Source organism: Brevibacillus sp. WF146 (genome assembly GCF_001673705.2).
Taxonomy (GTDB): Bacteria; Bacillota; Bacilli; order Brevibacillales; family Brevibacillaceae; genus Brevibacillus; species Brevibacillus thermoruber.
On the sequence record NZ_CP109943.1, the window covers coordinates 3,721,793 to 3,737,130 of the forward strand.

The 15,338-nt window shown below is 58.9% G+C and carries 12 protein-coding genes and 1 other annotated feature; of the genes, 5 read left to right on the top strand and 7 right to left on the bottom strand.

Features of this window, described 5'->3' with window-relative positions:
* Positions 1 to 132: 132 nt before the first annotated feature.
* Positions 133 to 1,431, bottom strand: a complete 1,299-nt coding sequence (locus A6764_RS18395; protein WP_065067930.1) for a helix-turn-helix domain-containing protein — start codon at positions 1,429 to 1,431, stop codon at positions 133 to 135.
* Between the two features lie 182 nt (positions 1,432 to 1,613).
* Positions 1,614 to 1,873: a binding site (T-box leader), on the top strand.
* 69 nt (positions 1,874 to 1,942) lie between these two features.
* Here A6764_RS18395 and trpS point away from each other — a divergent pair.
* The 4 genes from trpS to A6764_RS18415 all read left to right on the top strand — a co-directional run bounded on the left by trpS (position 1,943) and on the right by A6764_RS18415 (position 6,139).
* The gene (trpS, locus tag A6764_RS18400; protein ID WP_029097793.1) at positions 1,943 to 2,929 is read left to right on the top strand and encodes a tryptophan--tRNA ligase; all 987 of its coding nucleotides are present in this window, start codon (positions 1,943 to 1,945) and stop codon (positions 2,927 to 2,929) included.
* Positions 2,930 to 3,153: 224 nt separating this feature from the next.
* Entirely contained in the window at positions 3,154 to 4,845 is a 1,692-nt protein-coding gene (locus A6764_RS18405; protein ID WP_065067929.1) for a hypothetical protein, read from the top strand.
* 107 nt (positions 4,846 to 4,952) lie between these two features.
* The gene (locus A6764_RS18410) at positions 4,953 to 5,261 is read left to right on the top strand and encodes a transposase (RefSeq protein ID WP_065068439.1); all 309 of its coding nucleotides are present in this window, start codon (positions 4,953 to 4,955) and stop codon (positions 5,259 to 5,261) included.
* Positions 5,258 to 6,139, top strand: coding sequence for an IS3 family transposase (locus tag A6764_RS18415; RefSeq protein WP_264622264.1), 882 nt, complete (start codon positions 5,258 to 5,260; stop codon positions 6,137 to 6,139). The genes A6764_RS18410 and A6764_RS18415 overlap by 4 nt, the downstream gene beginning before the upstream one ends.
* A 144-nt stretch (positions 6,140 to 6,283) precedes the next feature.
* On the opposite strand, the gene A6764_RS18420 is transcribed toward A6764_RS18415, so the two are convergent.
* The 4 genes from A6764_RS18420 to A6764_RS18435 form a co-directional block, all read right to left on the bottom strand.
* Positions 6,284 to 9,280, bottom strand: coding sequence for a chitobiase/beta-hexosaminidase C-terminal domain-containing protein (locus tag A6764_RS18420; RefSeq protein ID WP_264622321.1), 2,997 nt, complete (start codon positions 9,278 to 9,280; stop codon positions 6,284 to 6,286).
* A gap of 219 nt (positions 9,281 to 9,499) precedes the next feature.
* Positions 9,500 to 9,997 carry a Gmad2 immunoglobulin-like domain-containing protein gene (locus tag A6764_RS18425; RefSeq protein ID WP_029097795.1) on the bottom strand — a complete coding sequence of 166 codons (498 nt, stop codon included), beginning with the start codon at positions 9,995 to 9,997 and terminating at the stop codon, positions 9,500 to 9,502.
* Between the two features lie 155 nt (positions 9,998 to 10,152).
* Complete coding sequence (locus A6764_RS18430) at positions 10,153 to 10,971, bottom strand: (2Fe-2S)-binding protein (protein ID WP_051968097.1); 819 nt, start codon at positions 10,969 to 10,971, stop codon at positions 10,153 to 10,155.
* A gap of 310 nt (positions 10,972 to 11,281) precedes the next feature.
* Positions 11,282 to 11,770: a ferritin-like domain-containing protein gene (locus tag A6764_RS18435; RefSeq protein ID WP_065067928.1), complete on the bottom strand. Its 489-nt coding sequence runs from the start codon at positions 11,768 to 11,770 to the stop codon at positions 11,282 to 11,284.
* 323 nt (positions 11,771 to 12,093) lie between these two features.
* On the opposite strand from A6764_RS18435, the gene A6764_RS18440 reads away from it, so the two are divergent.
* Positions 12,094 to 12,312 carry a hypothetical protein gene (locus tag A6764_RS18440; protein WP_065067927.1) on the top strand — a complete coding sequence of 73 codons (219 nt, stop codon included), beginning with the start codon at positions 12,094 to 12,096 and terminating at the stop codon, positions 12,310 to 12,312.
* A gap of 32 nt (positions 12,313 to 12,344) precedes the next feature.
* On the opposite strand, the gene A6764_RS18445 is transcribed toward A6764_RS18440, so the two are convergent.
* Positions 12,345 to 13,769: a competence protein CoiA gene (locus A6764_RS18445; protein ID WP_065067926.1), complete on the bottom strand. Its 1,425-nt coding sequence runs from the start codon at positions 13,767 to 13,769 to the stop codon at positions 12,345 to 12,347.
* Positions 13,770 to 13,966: 197 nt separating this feature from the next.
* Positions 13,967 to 15,265 carry an NCS2 family permease gene (locus A6764_RS18450; RefSeq protein WP_065067925.1) on the bottom strand — a complete coding sequence of 433 codons (1,299 nt, stop codon included), beginning with the start codon at positions 15,263 to 15,265 and terminating at the stop codon, positions 13,967 to 13,969.
* Between the last annotated feature and the right edge of the window lie 73 nt (positions 15,266 to 15,338).

Consider the following 15,338-nt stretch of genomic DNA (forward strand, 5'->3'; position numbering starts at 1 on the left):
GTCCATAATTCTATAATAGTCGCGTAATTTTGAAAAGAACAAACAAACGAAAGACTCTTTGCTTGTTGCAGGCAAAGAGTCTTTGCGTGGGAGTTCGGGCCGCTGCAGCCCGCTTCGCCCCCCCCCTCTGTCTTACAGGTGAATCCGGTACACTTTTCGCGGCCGGCCGCGCGGATGCGGACTCTCTTCGCCGATCACCTGGGCGAAGCCCTTCGCCTCCAGCTCCATCAGGATGCGGCGGGCGCTGCGCGGCATGATCTGCAGGTACATCGCCAGCTCATGGGCGCTGATCTCCGACGATCCCCGCTTTTTCAGGATGGAGTGCAGCTTGCTCAACGTCTGCACACTGAGCGAGGTCTGCCGACTGATTTCCTGGAGCTGGCCGGAGGCGGCGCTGTACGTGATCTGCTCCTGCCGTCCCAGCGGACCGACGATGCGTTTGTCGTCAAAATAGACCATCCAGGTGCCGGGGCCGCGCTCTTTGGCGTGCAGCAGCGCCGTGCCGGCGTGAATTTCCGCCTCGTAGGCCGTTTTGCCGACGCCGATCCCGCACGTCACCAGCTCGCCGCGAATGCCGAACAGCTCCTCCAGATTGGGGACGGACGTGTAATTGGCCGTGACATCGCGCAGCATGCCGCGGGTGGTAAAGATGACGTAGCGGCCCGGACCGGCCGTCTTCAGCGATCCCTGCAGTTGTTTGGCGTAGCGGAGCAGCTTCTCCGTGGTCTTGATCTCCAGATTGTGCAGCTCGTCGGTGGAAAACGCGCCGCTTGCAAGTCCCTGGAACGAATCGATCTCCATCATCTGCACGGTGATCTGGGTGTCTTTGAACTGGAGCATTTCGCGGGTGCGCAGAAGCATGCTGATCACCGAGTGGACGCCCGTCCGCGTGGGCAGCACCCGGTAGACGGGGACACCGCGCCGCCGCAGCTCCAGTTGGGCCGTCCGCAGACAGGTGACGGCTCCCTTCGTCCTGCCGTCGCGCCACAGCCGCTCGTGGTAGTCGGCCAGTTCGCGGAAATGAATCGCCCCGTCGTAGTGCTTCAGCCAAAGATGCGTGTGGACGATGCCCGCTTCCTCCAGGAAACGGGCGAGCTCCTCGGGTGAAAACGTGTCAAAGCTGAGCTCGTTGACGCGCATCCCCGCCTCGTGCGAGAGGTACAGCAGCGTCCGGTACAGGCTGGCGCCGATATGCGGCACGTAGGCCATCGGCGCGTGAATCCTGCCCCATTCCTTCACCATCGCGTACGGCACCTGGCCGGAAAACAGCCACATGTCCGCCTCCCCGATGTGAGGCTCCAGCAAGTCAAAAATCTCCTCCTCCGACCAGTACACGATCGGCAGGCATTCAATCTCTCCAAATTCCTGGACGACGGATCGGATAATCTCCAGCGAATCGTCCGCGCCCAATACGCCGAGTCTGAGTTTCAACACACGTCCCTCTTTCGCGCAGTCTGTCTTGCCCACTCTTTTACCTTAGCAAATTTGGCCCGGCGAGGAAACGCGGCCCGCGATCATTGCCCTGCCGACCGAACCGCCCTTTGGCCGATCCAGTGGGAATCTCCCTTGATTTTTTGCCGGGCAATCGGTAAAATGTTTGCTCAAAGAGGATGTACATGGCGATGAGGAAGAAGAGTAGGCATCACAGGAGACTCAAGAGAGCTGATGGCTGGTGCGAATCAGCGTCAACTGGATGTTGAATGGGCTTCCGAGCTCCGAACCGAACCCGCCCGGCGGCAGTAGGCTTCGGCGTGAGCGTCCGCACGTTACAACGGACACCGTATCACCGTACGGAACAAAGCGATTTCAACCACGGGCACACAGCCGTGGATTGAAATAAGAAGGGTGGCACCGCGGTTCATCCGTCCCTGTTGTGGGCGGATGGACCTTTTTTATTGATCTTCATCTTCACCGTCAATTTTGGAAAGGAGCGAACCAACCCATGAAAACCATTTTTTCCGGCATTCAGCCCAGCGGCATCCTCACCCTGGGCAACTACCTGGGCGCGATGAAGCACTTCGTCCCGCTGCAGGATGAATTCAACTGCTACTTCTGTATCGTCGACCAGCATGCCATCACCGTTCCGCAGGACCCGGCCGCGCTCCGCGAGAACATCCGCCGCCTGGCCGCCCTCTATCTGGCTGTCGGCCTGGATCCCGAGAAAGTGACCCTGTTTATCCAGTCGGAAGTGCCGGCCCACGCCAAGCTCGGCTGGATCATGCTCTGCACCTCCTACGTGGGCGAACTGGAGCGGATGACCCAGTACAAGGACAAATCCCAAGGGCGCGGCGAGTCCATCCCGGGAGGTCTCCTGGCCTATCCGCCGCTGATGGCGGCCGACATTCTCCTGTACGGCACGCACTACGTCCCGGTCGGCGAGGACCAGAAACAGCACCTGGAGCTGACCCGCGACCTGGCCATCCGCTTCAACAACCGCTACGGCGAGATTTTCACCATCCCGGAAATCCGCGTGGCGGAAGTGGGCGCGCGGATCATGTCGCTGCAGGACGGTACCAAGAAAATGAGCAAGTCCGATCCCAACCAGGGCGCCTACATCTCCATGCTGGACGACCCGGACACGATCGCGAAAAAAATCAAGCGGGCGCAGACCGACTCCGACAACGCCGTCCGCTACGACAAGGAGAACAAGCCGGCCATCTCCAACCTGCTGACCATCTACTCCCTCTGCTCCGGCAAATCCCTGGAGGAGCTGGAAGAGATGTACGCAGGCAAAGGCTACGGCGCCTTTAAAACCGATCTGGCCGAAGTGGTCATCGAGACGCTGAGACCGATCCAGGAACGCTACCATCAGTTGATCAACTCGCCGGATCTGGACGACATTCTCACCGCCGGCGCCGAGAAGGCGAACCGTGCCGCCAACCAGATGCTGTACAAAGTGGAAAAGGCCATGGGCATGGCCCGGCTGTAAACGAATCGGACGCGGGGAACGCTCCCTGCCAAAAGGCTGCCTTTCGGGGCAGCCCGTTTTCTATGTCCGTTTTTTCATACCCGAAAGTAGGCTAATGTTCACTTGTGGATGGTTTTCCTCTTGTAATAAGATGGGAAAAGTGTAAATGCCCCCCCGAGCGAAAGCGGTTCTCCCGCTTGACAAGCGGCCCGTTCGCGCCAACTTTCCCGACGGAGGATCATGCCATGCAACCAGCCCGTTTTCTCTACCTGCTGCTCTGTCTGGCTGCCGGTTTGCTGGTCGGCTTTTCGTCGCCCGACAAGGGGAAAAAAGCAACCTGGATCTGGCAGGCAGAGCTGATCGACACCCAACGCCACGAGATTCTCGACTTTGCCAAAAGCCAAGGGATCAATCTGATCTATCTGCGCATCGACAGGGAAAAGCCCTTTGACTACTACCGTCCGTTCATCCGGGAGGCCCGATTGGCCGGCATCGACGTGCACGCCTTGGGCGGCCATCCGCGCTGGGCCCTTGCCGTCGACCGGGAGCGAATGCTCGGCCTCGTGGACTGGGTAAAACGGTACAACCGCTCGGTGGACCAGGAGGAACGCATACGGGGGGTGCACCTGGACATCGAGCCGTACCTGCTTGACGAGTGGTACGACGATCAGCCCGCCGTGCTGAAACAGTGGATGGGCAACATCGAGGCGTTTGTGGCCGCAGCCAGAGAGGAGGACGGTCTGGAAGTGGGCACCGACCTGGCCGTCTGGTTTGATCATACGCCTGTGCCGGGACAAGCCGGTACGCCGTTCAGCACATGGATGATCGACACGTTTGACCACGTCACCCTGATGGCGTACCGCGACACGGTGGACGGCCCCAATGGCATCGAAGCGTTGGTCAAAGACGAGCTGGAGGCGGCGGACGCCCTCGGCAAACAGGTGATCATCGCGGTCAACACAAAAGAGATGCCGCACGATCCGCACACCTCGTTTTTTGAGGAGGGAGCGGAAGCGATGGACGCGCAGCTCGCCGAGGTGACGTCGCGGCTGGGTGGCCATTCGTCTTTCGGCGGCGTCGCGGTTCACGATTACCGCCATTGGCAAAACCTGCGGAAGCCTACAGACACGACGGCGAAGCCGGTTCTCGGCACGTACGTGTGGCACGCCGAGCACGCCATCACCGAAGGGGACGAGATTCTCGCCTTTGCCAAAGAGCAGGGGATCAATCTGCTGTACGTGCGGCTGGACCTGCAGCAGCCCTACGAGGCGTACGCCGATTTTGTGGAAAAGGCGACGGCTGCCGGAATCGAAGTACACGCGATGGGCGGACACCCGATCTGGGCCCTGGAGCAGTACCGGGAGCGGATGCTGAAGCTGGTCCGCTACGTGAAAGACTACAATCGGAATGTCGCCCCCAATCAGCAGTTCCGCGGCATCCATCTGGACATCGAGCCCTACGTCATGCCCGTCTGGCGGCAGGACACGAACGATGTGCTGCGGCAGTGGATGGGCAATCTCGACGCGTTCGTGGAAGAGACGAAACGGGAGAGCAACCTGGAGACAAGCTGCGACCTGGCCGTCTGGCTGGACCAGTTTGACGTCCCGGACGAACCCGGAACCTCTTTCAGCAAGTGGGTGATCGACCGGCTGGACCACGTGACGCTGATGGCCTTTCGCGACTACGCCGAAGGACCGGGAGGCATCGCCGCCGTGGCCAAGGACGAAATGATGTTTGCCGACGAGTTGGACAAGAAGCTGATCATCGCCGTGGAAATGAAGGAAAGCGGAGAAGGAGAGCACATTACCTTTTTCGAGGAAGGGAAAGCGGAAATGATGCGGCAGCTCGCCAAGCTGCCCAGGCTTTTGTCGGAGCACCCGTCGTACAAGGGGAACGCCGTCCACGCATACGAATACTGGAAGACGGCCAAGGAATAAGCGGCCGGGCGCACCACAGGCAAACCCACCGGAACATTGATATTATCCCCTTTAAGTAGACAGTAAAGGATAAGCCCCTTTACAGTTTACTTGGAGGGGATTTCTTTATGGGGAAAGTAAGGCAGACATTCCCACTGGAAGTGAAACTAAGAGCCATACAACTATACGAAGAGGATGGAATGGGATCGAAAGCTATCGCAAAAGAACTTGGGCTCACTTGCCACAAAATTGTCCTGAGATGGGTGAAGCATTACCAAAACGAGGGTTTTTCCGGACTTGAGGAAAAACGCGGTAAAAGCATAGGCCCGTATACAGGAAGACCAAGGAAACGTCCCTTAAGCTTAGAAGAGGAAAATATGAGGTTACGAGCGGAGAATGAATATCTAAAAAAGTGGCTTGGACTCGAAAGGCGGTGAAGAATCAAAGAGGACAAACCAAAGCCTACGCCATCATAAAGGAACTGTCTGAAAGATATCCGATTCTTTTGCTGTGTTCCCTCGCAGGTGTTTCGCGAAGTGGTTATTACAAGTGGGTAGCCCGGCAACAGGATCTGTCTCGCAAGATGGTGGAGAATGAGGATTTGAAGGCAAAGATTTTGGAGTGTCATCAAGAGGTAAACAAAATATACGGTTATCTTCGAGTAAAGGTGTGGCTTCGCCAAAAGTATGGGATTCATGTGAATCATAAGCGGGTGTATCGACTCATGAGGGAACTAGGCATCCAGGCTTGCATTCGGAAGAAGCGAAAACATTTCGGCCGCAAAGAGAAGGTCGTGATTTCCGAAAACAAACTGAACCGTGAATTTACTGCTTCACGTCCGAACGAAAAATGGGTAACGGATATTACTTACGTAATCTTCAATGGACGCCGACTGTATCTATCCGTGATTTACGATTTATTCAACAACGAAGTTGTTGCCTACAAAATGAGTAAGAGGAACGATCTGAAACTAGTGATAGACACAGTAAAGGCAGCCATAAAAAAAGGAGATGTGAGTGGGGTCCTGTTGCATAGCGATCAAGGATTCCAATACACATCCCGACAATATAATCACCTACTCCAACAATATAACATCACAGTGAGTATGTCCAGAAAAGGAAATTGTCTGGACAACGCTTGTATCGAGAGTTTTTTCAGCCATCTGAAATCAGAGTGTCTGTATTTGCACAACTTCCAAACGGATGAAGAAGTACAAAACGCCATTCGTAGCTACATTCGTTTTTACAATCACAAACGTTTTCAGTCCCGTTTAAACAACCTGAGCCCGGTACAATACCGAGCTCAGGCAGTTTAAAACTATAGGGCTTGTTAAAGTCTGTCTACTTGACAGGGGTAAGACCACATCCCGGTGGGTTTGCCATTTCCGGATGGAGAGGCCCTTCCCTGAAGGCCCATTCCGCTGCGAACGGGCCTTCGAATGGACATGCCGGGCCGGTTTTCACTCCGCTTCGCCGGTGACCGTCACCTGCACCTTGGCCGTTTGGCCGCCGTACGAGACGGTGAGGACCGCCCGGTCGTTGTTTTTGGCGTGATCCGCCGCGCGAATGACGCCTTCCGGGCTCACGGCGACGAGGTCAGGCTCACTGGACGTGTAGACGCATTCCGTGGTCACGTCCCGCCGCCCGCCTTTCCCCAAAACGGCCGCCACCTGAAGCCGCACTTCGCTTCCGGGCCGCAGCTTGACGTGACGTTCCCGGACGATGAGCGCCCGCACGTCAGGGGACTGCCCCCCGTTCCGCTCGGACAGGTCGATCTGCACCAGCACCGGGTCGTGGTCGCTGGCCCGCCCCTGTTCGCCGGTGAAATCGGCGTTGATGTGGACGATGTCAACGGTTGTGCGCTCCGCCAGGTGGCGGCTGACGAGGATGTGGTCGAGCGCCTGGGAGTTGCCCTGGTACACGTAGGTGTACCGCTCGCCGGCCGGCAGCGTTTCCACCATGTTGCGGAGCACGTCCCCTTCCAGCGTCCGCAGTGGACGGGAGAACGGGAAGTCGTTCAGATCGCCGAGCACGACCACGTTGGCCTGCGGATCGGCGGCGTGGATGTCGCGGACGAACCCGTTGACCGCCTTGGCGATCTCCACCCGCTGGGCTTCGCTCGCGAGTACGGGAGGCTGCCGGACGCCGAACAAGGGGGTGTCCCCTCCTTTGGAGTTGAAGTGGTTGGCGATCACGATCAGCGGTTTGTCGCCGAACCAAAATTCGGCGGCAAGCGGTTTGCGGCTGTTGGCAAACGCCGGGTTGGCCGGGTCGATACGGCCCGGGTTGTGGGACAAGCGGGCCATGCCCTGCTCCGTTTCCACGCGAACGGCGGTGACGGCATCCCCCGCCGGCCGCTCGGCCAACCGGACGCGCTCGGGGTTGTACAGGAACCCGACGCGGATGTTGCCGCCCGGCTGTCCGCCGTCCCGCTTGTCTTCGGGCGCGATGTCCACGTACCGGTAGGCGGGGCCGCCCCGCTTCGCCACGGCGTCAATCAGCACCTGCGCCGACTGACTGGCATCGGTCACGCCGTCGTCCTGCGGGCCGCTGTTGTCCTGCATCTCGATCAGGCCGAGGATGTCCGGCCGCTTCAGATTGCCGACAATCGAGTCGGCAATGCGCCTCACTTTTTCCGCATCCGCGCGGGCGGAGAAGTTCTCGATGTTGAAGGAGGCGATCGTCACGCGATCCGCCTGCGGTTCGAGCGCCGTGACTTCCCGTTCGTGGCCGCTGTTCGCCAGCGCCGGCAGCGGCTCGGTGTTGTACAGTTTGTAGTTGGCAAAGCTGTAGTCGATCACCCCGACGATCGGCCCCGCAAAGGTATCGCCCACTTTTGCGGCGGGCGCCCCTGCGACCAGTTTGTCGGCCACCGTGATCCGCTCCGGGTTGTAGCTGTCCTCGGCGATCGCGACGCCGCCCGCGGGGGTGCGCACCTCGTCCGGATTGGCCCCGTCGGCGACGATGACGAACTCCGCGCTCGGCGGGTTGGCAAACGTCTCCGTCGCCCCCACGACACGGGGATGATTCACCTGGACGAGCATCCCTTCCACGCTCTCCCAGAAATCGATGCCGTCCTCCTCGGGATCGAAGCGGGCAAAGCTGTCATTGTCGATCACGCGGTGCGGGAAGGAATACGCCCCCTCTCCCAGCACAACCGGGGCGGGCAGCGGCTGATCGCTCGCCAGCACCCGGACGGACGTCGCGTCGATCTCCGTCAGCGTCAGGTCGGTTTCCTGCCGGCTTTTGCTCACGTACTCCTTGACGATCCCGCTCACCTGGACGCGGTCTCCCGCCTTTACCCGGGCGTTCGGCTCGTAGACGTAGAGGCCTTCCGACGTGCGCGGATCGCTGTCTGGTTCAGGGTCCTGCATGTAAAAGCCGGTCGTGCCGCTCCCTCCCGCAGCGACTGCCGTGACGATCCCTTCCACGTTTGCCACCGTCACGCCTGTGTAGGGCGACGCGTGGGACGCCCCCTGGATGTCGTGGATGCGGACGACGTCGGCCTGTATCGTATAGGAGTAGACGGCGACGTCGCTCGCCGTCCATCCGTCCTTGACGGCTAACGCCTTGATCGTCAGCGGTTCGGCCACCGCGATCGGCTGCTGATAAACCGGACTGGCCGTGGTCGGTTCCGTGCCGTCCAGGGTGTAGTGTATGACCGCCCCTTCCAGCGGGGTCGTCAGCTTCACCAGCGTTCCGGCGGACACGGCAGGACCCGGCGGCTGGGCCGTCACGGCCGGCACTTTGCCCGGATCGCTTCCATTGTCGAGCGGCGGCTCCGCCGGACTGCGGCTGTGTTTCGGCGTCGGCTCGCCGGCGACAAAATCGCTGCCGTTTTGGTCGGTGTCCCAGCCGTTCCCCTCCCCCGGCACCACCGCGGACGCGCTGCTTTTGCGGGACACACTGGTCACGACGGACGGTGCGGGGGCGGGGCTGCCTCCCTCGGCAGCGTTTGTGCTGCCGTATCCGACAAAGTCGATGACCCCCGGCTGTCCGGCGGGATCGGCACCCGACAGCAGTTGGCTGTGGCTGACCAGCGCCACCTTCCCCTGCGTCGCTTTCATGGCGATGCCGCCCGAGGCGTCCGGTGCGGGCAGGCTGGCCCCGTCGCTGCCGCCCCCTTCCCGAATCAGGAAGTAGCCGTGCGGCGGAATGCTGCCGGACAGCTCCGTCTTCTGCCACGTTGTGCCTGTGGCGGAGGCGTACTGAACCGACCAGTTGTCCAGCGTCACGGCCTTTTCGGTCGGATTGTACAGCTCGACATAGTCGTGCCGATACGCCGCGCCGCTGCTGCCGCCGCCGCCAAACACCTCGCTGATGACCACGTGGCCGGCCGTTTCCGCTCCCGCTTGGGGCAGCGGTCCGGCGGGCATGACGCAGCCGGCCAGCACCGCCGCCAGCAATCGTTTTCGCCAGCGCCCCTGTACCTTGCGTTCCTTGTCCATCGTCCCCATCCCTTTCCTTCCTGTATGGAAATTCATTCCTGATTCTACACAAGTTGTCTAAATTGTATGTAAATAAATCACAAAGATTGAATGGAGCTTTGGTATGAAAAACGCGGGGGATGGCTCGGACCGCCGCCCTATTTACGCACCTGCCGGCCCGGGGACAAGATCCGTACAACACAAAAAAAGACCCGAGCGGAGTGCGCGGGTCGTCTGTCCGGACGGACGTCAGGGCAGCGGGACGGGAAGTTCCATCGTTCTGCTGCCGTCTTTTGCGCTTTCTTCAAACAAGATCAGCGTGAGCGACGTATTGGGATTCTCCTTTTTCACGGAAAGCGTAAAGTGAAACGCTCCCCACTCGGGCCCCCCGGCGGACGCCTGGGTGACCCCCGCTGCCAGTTCATTATGACCGTCCTCGACGACGTAGTGAACGACGCCTTCAAATACGCGGGCTTTCCCTTTTACTTCAAACGTATCTTCTTTTGTCTTTTTCACGGTCACGTCTTGAAACCGGTCGTTCTCGTACCGGGGTTGCGATTGTCCGGCATCCGGCTGTGCCGGAGCGGCATCGTTCGGCGGTTCTGACGGAGCCGTGGCGGGCGGTTGATCCGATGGAGCCGTAGCGGGCGCCGTGCCGGGTTGGGCCTGGTCGTTCGGCTTCTCTTCCGACGCCGCGCAGCCCTGCAGCAGCCCGGCCAGCAGGCAGAGCACAAGAAACCTGCGCATGGTATCCCCCCGATTCATGTTGGGATGTTTCTTTATTCTTACTAAGTAAGACGGCGTCCGCAGCGCTTTGTTGCAGGAAAAAAAACCCGTTTCCGCAGCAGCGGAGGCGGGACGACCGATGCAGAGGCGGCCCTGCCGCGGATGGCGGCCGCATGTCATTCGCTTTTGGCCTTCGCCAGAGCCGCCTCCGCTCTGAGTCTGGCTCTCATGTCCGCCCGTTCCGCTTCCTTCAGGCGAGGACAGGTGTAGCAGTAACGGCCTCCTTCCGTGCGGTAGTAGAGACAGCAGGCGCTTTTCATGCTGACTTGCCGGTCGGGATCGAACGGGTCTTCGATCAGCCGCAGTTTCACCCCCAACGGATTTTTCGTTCGGCCGAATACCTGCGGGTCAAGCTGCTCGGTCAGAAAGCGGAAGTCGTCGGCGATCCGGCGGCGCAACAGCTCCTGCTCCGTCTCCTTGAGCCATCCGTCCCGTTCGTATTGAAAGCGGGCCGGAAGCTGTCCCCATAACTGGCCGACGTTTACCCCGGCCGCTGCCGAAACGGCCTCCAAGAGCGGCCTGACCGTGTTCCCGTACACATCCTGAAGCACCCTGCCGCGCCACTCTGCTCTCGCCGCCTCGTCGGCCGGCCCGTCCTGCTCCGCCCAGCGGTTGAGCATGAACGAGAACCGGTGGTAGCCGTCCTGGGCGTACAACTGCACGGTGAGGTTGTTCAGCGACAGGTCAAACGCCTTGTTCCAGACGGACATCGCGTACTGCACAGCCAGGGCCGGTCCGCACAGCCACCCGCTGAAATAGGTGGCGGCCGGAGCCGGGTCCGGCGCTTTGATCAGTCGGGCGTACACACCGATCAGGCTGGACATCTGCGCTGTTTCCAACAGCTCGGACGCGGGGCCGGACCAGACGACGTTCGCCATCTCCCGCCTGCTGGTAAAAAAGTGCCGCTCCAGTTTGTCAAAGTCTGCTTGCTGCATGGTCATCATCTCCGGTTCAGGCAATGTTTGCGGCTCATTTATTGATAGTGATTATTGTTTTCACGTGTGTTTGTATCATTGTACTACAATGTCATGGGCCCTACAACAGCCGGATGCGCGCCTTCGGGCCAGGCAGACACGCTTCGGCGAAGCCCTTTCGGGGAAGCCGGTCTTGCTGCGCAGCGCGTACGTCGTGCCGTTTCAGGGAGCGGTAAAAAACCGCTCCGATTTCGGGCGGTTTCGGTCTGCCTGCCGGTATCGGTCAATTTTCAACCGCTCCCCCACAGGAGCGGCGGCCGTCGCTTGAGCGTCACCTGTTCTTGGCGTACAGCCAGTTGTAATAGCTGGCGTGCTTCAGCTCGTCGGTCATGATTTCAAACAAGGTATCCCGATACTGCAGCGGAATGTATTTATAGATGGTGCGGTAACGTTCGAACGCTTTCAGTTCGCCAAACAGGGCCTGTTCAATCCCGGCCAGATAGCTCTCCGGAGGCTGGAACGCCTCGTTCTCGTCATGCGTCACAGGACGCTGTCCGGTCAACTGGCCGTAGAGCTGGAGAAACAGCCGGCGGTGTTTCCGCTCGTCATCGCGAATGCCGGCAATCACCTGTTTTTCCTGCTCGGTCGGCGCTTTCCCGATCAGGTAGTCGTAAAACAGCTCATCCTGCCGCTCTCCTGCGATGCCTTCCTGTATCATCCGGAGGACGACCTTCATCCGGTCATCGTACCCCTCCAGCGCGGCGTGCCGCAAGGGCATGTAAGATGTGTACCGATAAGGTCCGTACCAGTATCCACTCATCTCGTCCTGTCTCCTTTGTCGTGATTCACCTACAGGATATGCGCATGCCCGGCAAAAGGAGCATGGCAACGGCGGGAACGGCATAATAGCCGGTTGTCACCGATATGCAAGCAAGCTGGTACGATTCTGTAACCCACCGGGCGGATGCCGGGTCTGGACAACGACAAAGACGGGAGCGTCGGCGGCGTCTTCGTCGAACTGAAACCCGGTCAATCTGTACAGCAACGGACTGATTCTAAAGGCACGGAACGGCAGACAGATGATTACAAGGATCTCTTACGTCCACATGGAAGTGGACCAACCACTTCTCCGTCCTGGAAATCATGGCGTTCGACCATGATGCGTGGAACAAGTTGAACAATCCGGACAAACTGCCGGTTGGCGATGCAATCATGACCATCGTCGCGGCCCGCACCGACTACGTGGCTACCCTACCGCAGTCCAACCCGTTTGCCATCGATACAACAGGAGGTAACCTGTTCAACACCATGAGCCCGCCCCTGGAACAAATGAGGCACGCGTTCGCTCTGGTGAAACGCTAGTGCGGACACCATCTGAGAACGCCGCTTCACGTTCAGATGTGGAGCGGTTTTAGTGTTTTTCCGCTGCCCTCCAGCCATCTGCCGTTACAATATCGCAGGCGATGCTGCCGAAAAAACGCTTTGATCTCGTCTTCCGTTTCACCGTGGAGACGGGGACAAAAGCGATCAAACAGCACCTCAAATTTGCCAAATAATTGCCCTGCGGCTGTAAGGGATTCCCGTCTCGGCGTCACATTGCGCAGCAGGCCCAATTGTTCCAATCGGCAAAAATATTCGTACACCAGTTCATGCACCGTTTTTACCCCGGCATACCCGCAGTCCTCTGAACGACGTGCCTGAAGCAATCGAAAATTACCATATCGTTGAACCACGGTTTGGAAAGGACGCTCGGGAAACCGGCCATCATGAACCAACAGGTGCTTGATAAAAAGCACAGGGGTATGAAATCCGGTGGCATACTTGGCCCTTCTCTGATAAACCTTGTGGACTTCGGTCAAAAACAGATAACTTTGCCAGAGACGATGATCGATCCAAAAAACGTCATCACCTGCGATCTGCTGATTGAAAAAGGGATGATTCAGATGCTTCTCATCCCCTAACACGGATATGGCAAACGCGCGCAGAGGATTCGTGAAAAAATCGTTCTCCCGCATGGTTTGAAGCTGCGCAAATGTTTGTTTCACCCCCCGGTTTGTTGACCCCATTTGAGAGAGTTGTGTTATTGGCCTTTTCTTTTGCGGCTTGTGTTTTGGCATGGGACTGGCCGTTTCGTAAGGTTGTTTGACGGAGACGGTGCCATCGGGAGCAACAGAAACCTCTTGTAGGTTCTTCATGAATGTTTTTTTACTGGTAAACAAGGTTTTGTAACCTTTCAGAGGGGTAACCCCTTCGAACACATACATCGTCTGGTCCATGGTGTCCAGTACACAGAGCATCTGCTTGTGCCGTTGGCGAATCACATCCTCCCAAGCATGCAGCCGGAACCGGTTTAACGGCTTTCCTCGGAAACGTGAATACCCGATGATCCATAGTTGAGCGATTCCGTTTTCTTCGTAACCCTTCATTCTTTTTCGCAATACTTCCAAAGGCACGGGCGAACATTGAAACTCGATGCACAATTGCTGTCCGTCCGGAAATACGGTGAGAACGTCCGCTCGCTGATTGCCGTTTGATACACACGCTTCCACAGTAGTGTTGTTAGCGGGAAACAGACTGCTCACCCACTGCTTGATCACCTCTTTGCCGCAGACATGCTCATGGGTCTCCGGCTCCCGGTACTCACAAACTGCCCTCGCTACATGAGCAAAATGGGGCTTTATCTTTGGACCGTGCCGGTATTTGACCGGACCGTGACACAACAAGCAGCGCAAACTTTTCGTCGACCATCTCCGCAGCAACGATTCGTCATACTCGTTCGCCCCAACGAAAAATCCGTCGGTGTGCTGGCATTTCTCCAAATGATCATCCCCCCTCTTTCCCCTTGTACCTCCTGCCGGACGGACAAAAAAACGGAGAAAGCAGGTCGTCCACTCCCGAAAGAAGCCGAACATAATAAAAACAGCCGTCCCGTGCGCAACTTGCGCATAAGACAGCTGTCGACGTGCCGAGGTGCGGATCGGCCTACGGCTCCCATTCGCCGCGGCTGGCAGCTTTCCTACGCCACGATGGGCAGCACCATGTTCAGCAGGAACAGCCCGGCGATCACGTAGAGCAGCGCCGGCACGTCCCGGCGCTTGCCGAGGGCGAGTTTCAGCAGCGGATAGGCGACAAAGCCAAAGGCGATCCCGTCCACGATGCTGTAGGACAGCGGAATCAGGGCGATGATCAAGAAGGCGGGGAAGCCCTCGGTGAAATCGCGCAGGTTGATGTTCTGCACGTTTTGCAGCATCAGCCCGCCGATGATGATCAACACCGGCGCGATCGCGCTGTCGGGAATCAGCTTGACCAGCGGCAGGAACACCAGCGTCAGCAGGAAGAGCACGCCGGTGACCAGCGAGGCCAGGCCGGTTCTCCCTCCGGCGGCAATGCCCGCGGCCGATTCCACCGAAGCCACCGTGGGGCTGGTGCCCAGCACGCCGCTCAGGGCGGTGGACACGGCGGTCGCCTGCAGGGAGCGGCGAAACTTCTGCGGCTGGCCCAGCATGCCGGTATGGCCGTGCAGCAGGCCGATGTTTTCAAAGACGATCACCATCGCCATCGAGAACACGGCGGCCCAGAACGGCAGCGTCCACATCCCGGAGAAGGACAAGCCGGCGAACACCCGGCCGTACTCGTGCAGCGACAAGGCGGCCAAGCTGCCCGTTCCCGGCCGTACCAATCCCGCCAGCATCCCCATCACCGTCCCGGCGGCAATCCCGATCAGAAAGTTTCCCGGCACGCTGCGGATGAACAAAATCAGCGTCAGGACAAGCGTCGCCAGCGTGACGATCACCTGCGGGCTGGCCAAATCGCCCAGGGCGACAAACGTGGAGGGATTGGTGACGATCAAGCCCCCTTTCTGCAGCCCGATAAAGGTGAGAAACAAGCCGATTCCCACCGTGATCGCCTCTTTGAGGGAGACGGGGATCGCCTCCGACAGCAGCGTCGCCGCCCGGGTAAAGGCGATGGCGGAAAACAGCAGCCCGGCGAGGAAGACGGCGGCCAGCGCCTGCTGCCAGGGAAGCCCCATCGTCTGGCACAGGGTAAAGGTAAACAGCGCGTTGATGCCCATCCCCGGCACCAGTATAATCGGCGCGTTGGCCCAGAACGCCATCAGGAGCGAGCCGACAAACGCGGTCAGCACCGTCGCCAGGATGCCCGCTTCCAGGGGAATCCCGGCGTCCTGCAAAATCGAAGCGTTGACGGCGACAATATAGACGATCGTGACAAAGCCGATACATCCGGCCGTAATTTCCCGTTGAACGGTCGTGTCGGAAGCACGCAGACGAAAGATGTGATCCAACCATGTACGCATGCATCTGTCCCTTCTTTCTCGCTTGCTTCTCATGCTTGTTACCGACACATATGCTATCATAGCCTGTATGATA

Excerpts from the sequence above, each read along its gene's own strand:
- trpS (WP_029097793.1), top strand. The coding sequence starts at position 1,943 with ATGAAAACCATTTTTTCCGGCATTCAGCCCAGCGGCATCCTCACCCTG.
- A6764_RS18405 (WP_065067929.1), top strand. The coding sequence starts at position 3,154 with ATGCAACCAGCCCGTTTTCTCTACCTGCTGCTCTGTCTGGCTGCCGGT.
- A6764_RS18410 (WP_065068439.1), top strand. The coding sequence starts at position 4,953 with ATGGGGAAAGTAAGGCAGACATTCCCACTGGAAGTGAAACTAAGAGCC.
- A6764_RS18420 (WP_264622321.1), bottom strand. The coding sequence starts at position 9,280 with ATGGGGACGATGGACAAGGAACGCAAGGTACAGGGGCGCTGGCGAAAA.
- A6764_RS18425 (WP_029097795.1), bottom strand. The coding sequence starts at position 9,997 with ATGCGCAGGTTTCTTGTGCTCTGCCTGCTGGCCGGGCTGCTGCAGGGC.
- A6764_RS18430 (WP_051968097.1), bottom strand. The coding sequence starts at position 10,971 with ATGCAGCAAGCAGACTTTGACAAACTGGAGCGGCACTTTTTTACCAGC.
- A6764_RS18435 (WP_065067928.1), bottom strand. The coding sequence starts at position 11,770 with ATGAGTGGATACTGGTACGGACCTTATCGGTACACATCTTACATGCCC.
- A6764_RS18440 (WP_065067927.1), top strand. The coding sequence starts at position 12,094 with ATGGCGTTCGACCATGATGCGTGGAACAAGTTGAACAATCCGGACAAA.
- A6764_RS18450 (WP_065067925.1), bottom strand. The coding sequence starts at position 15,265 with ATGCGTACATGGTTGGATCACATCTTTCGTCTGCGTGCTTCCGACACG.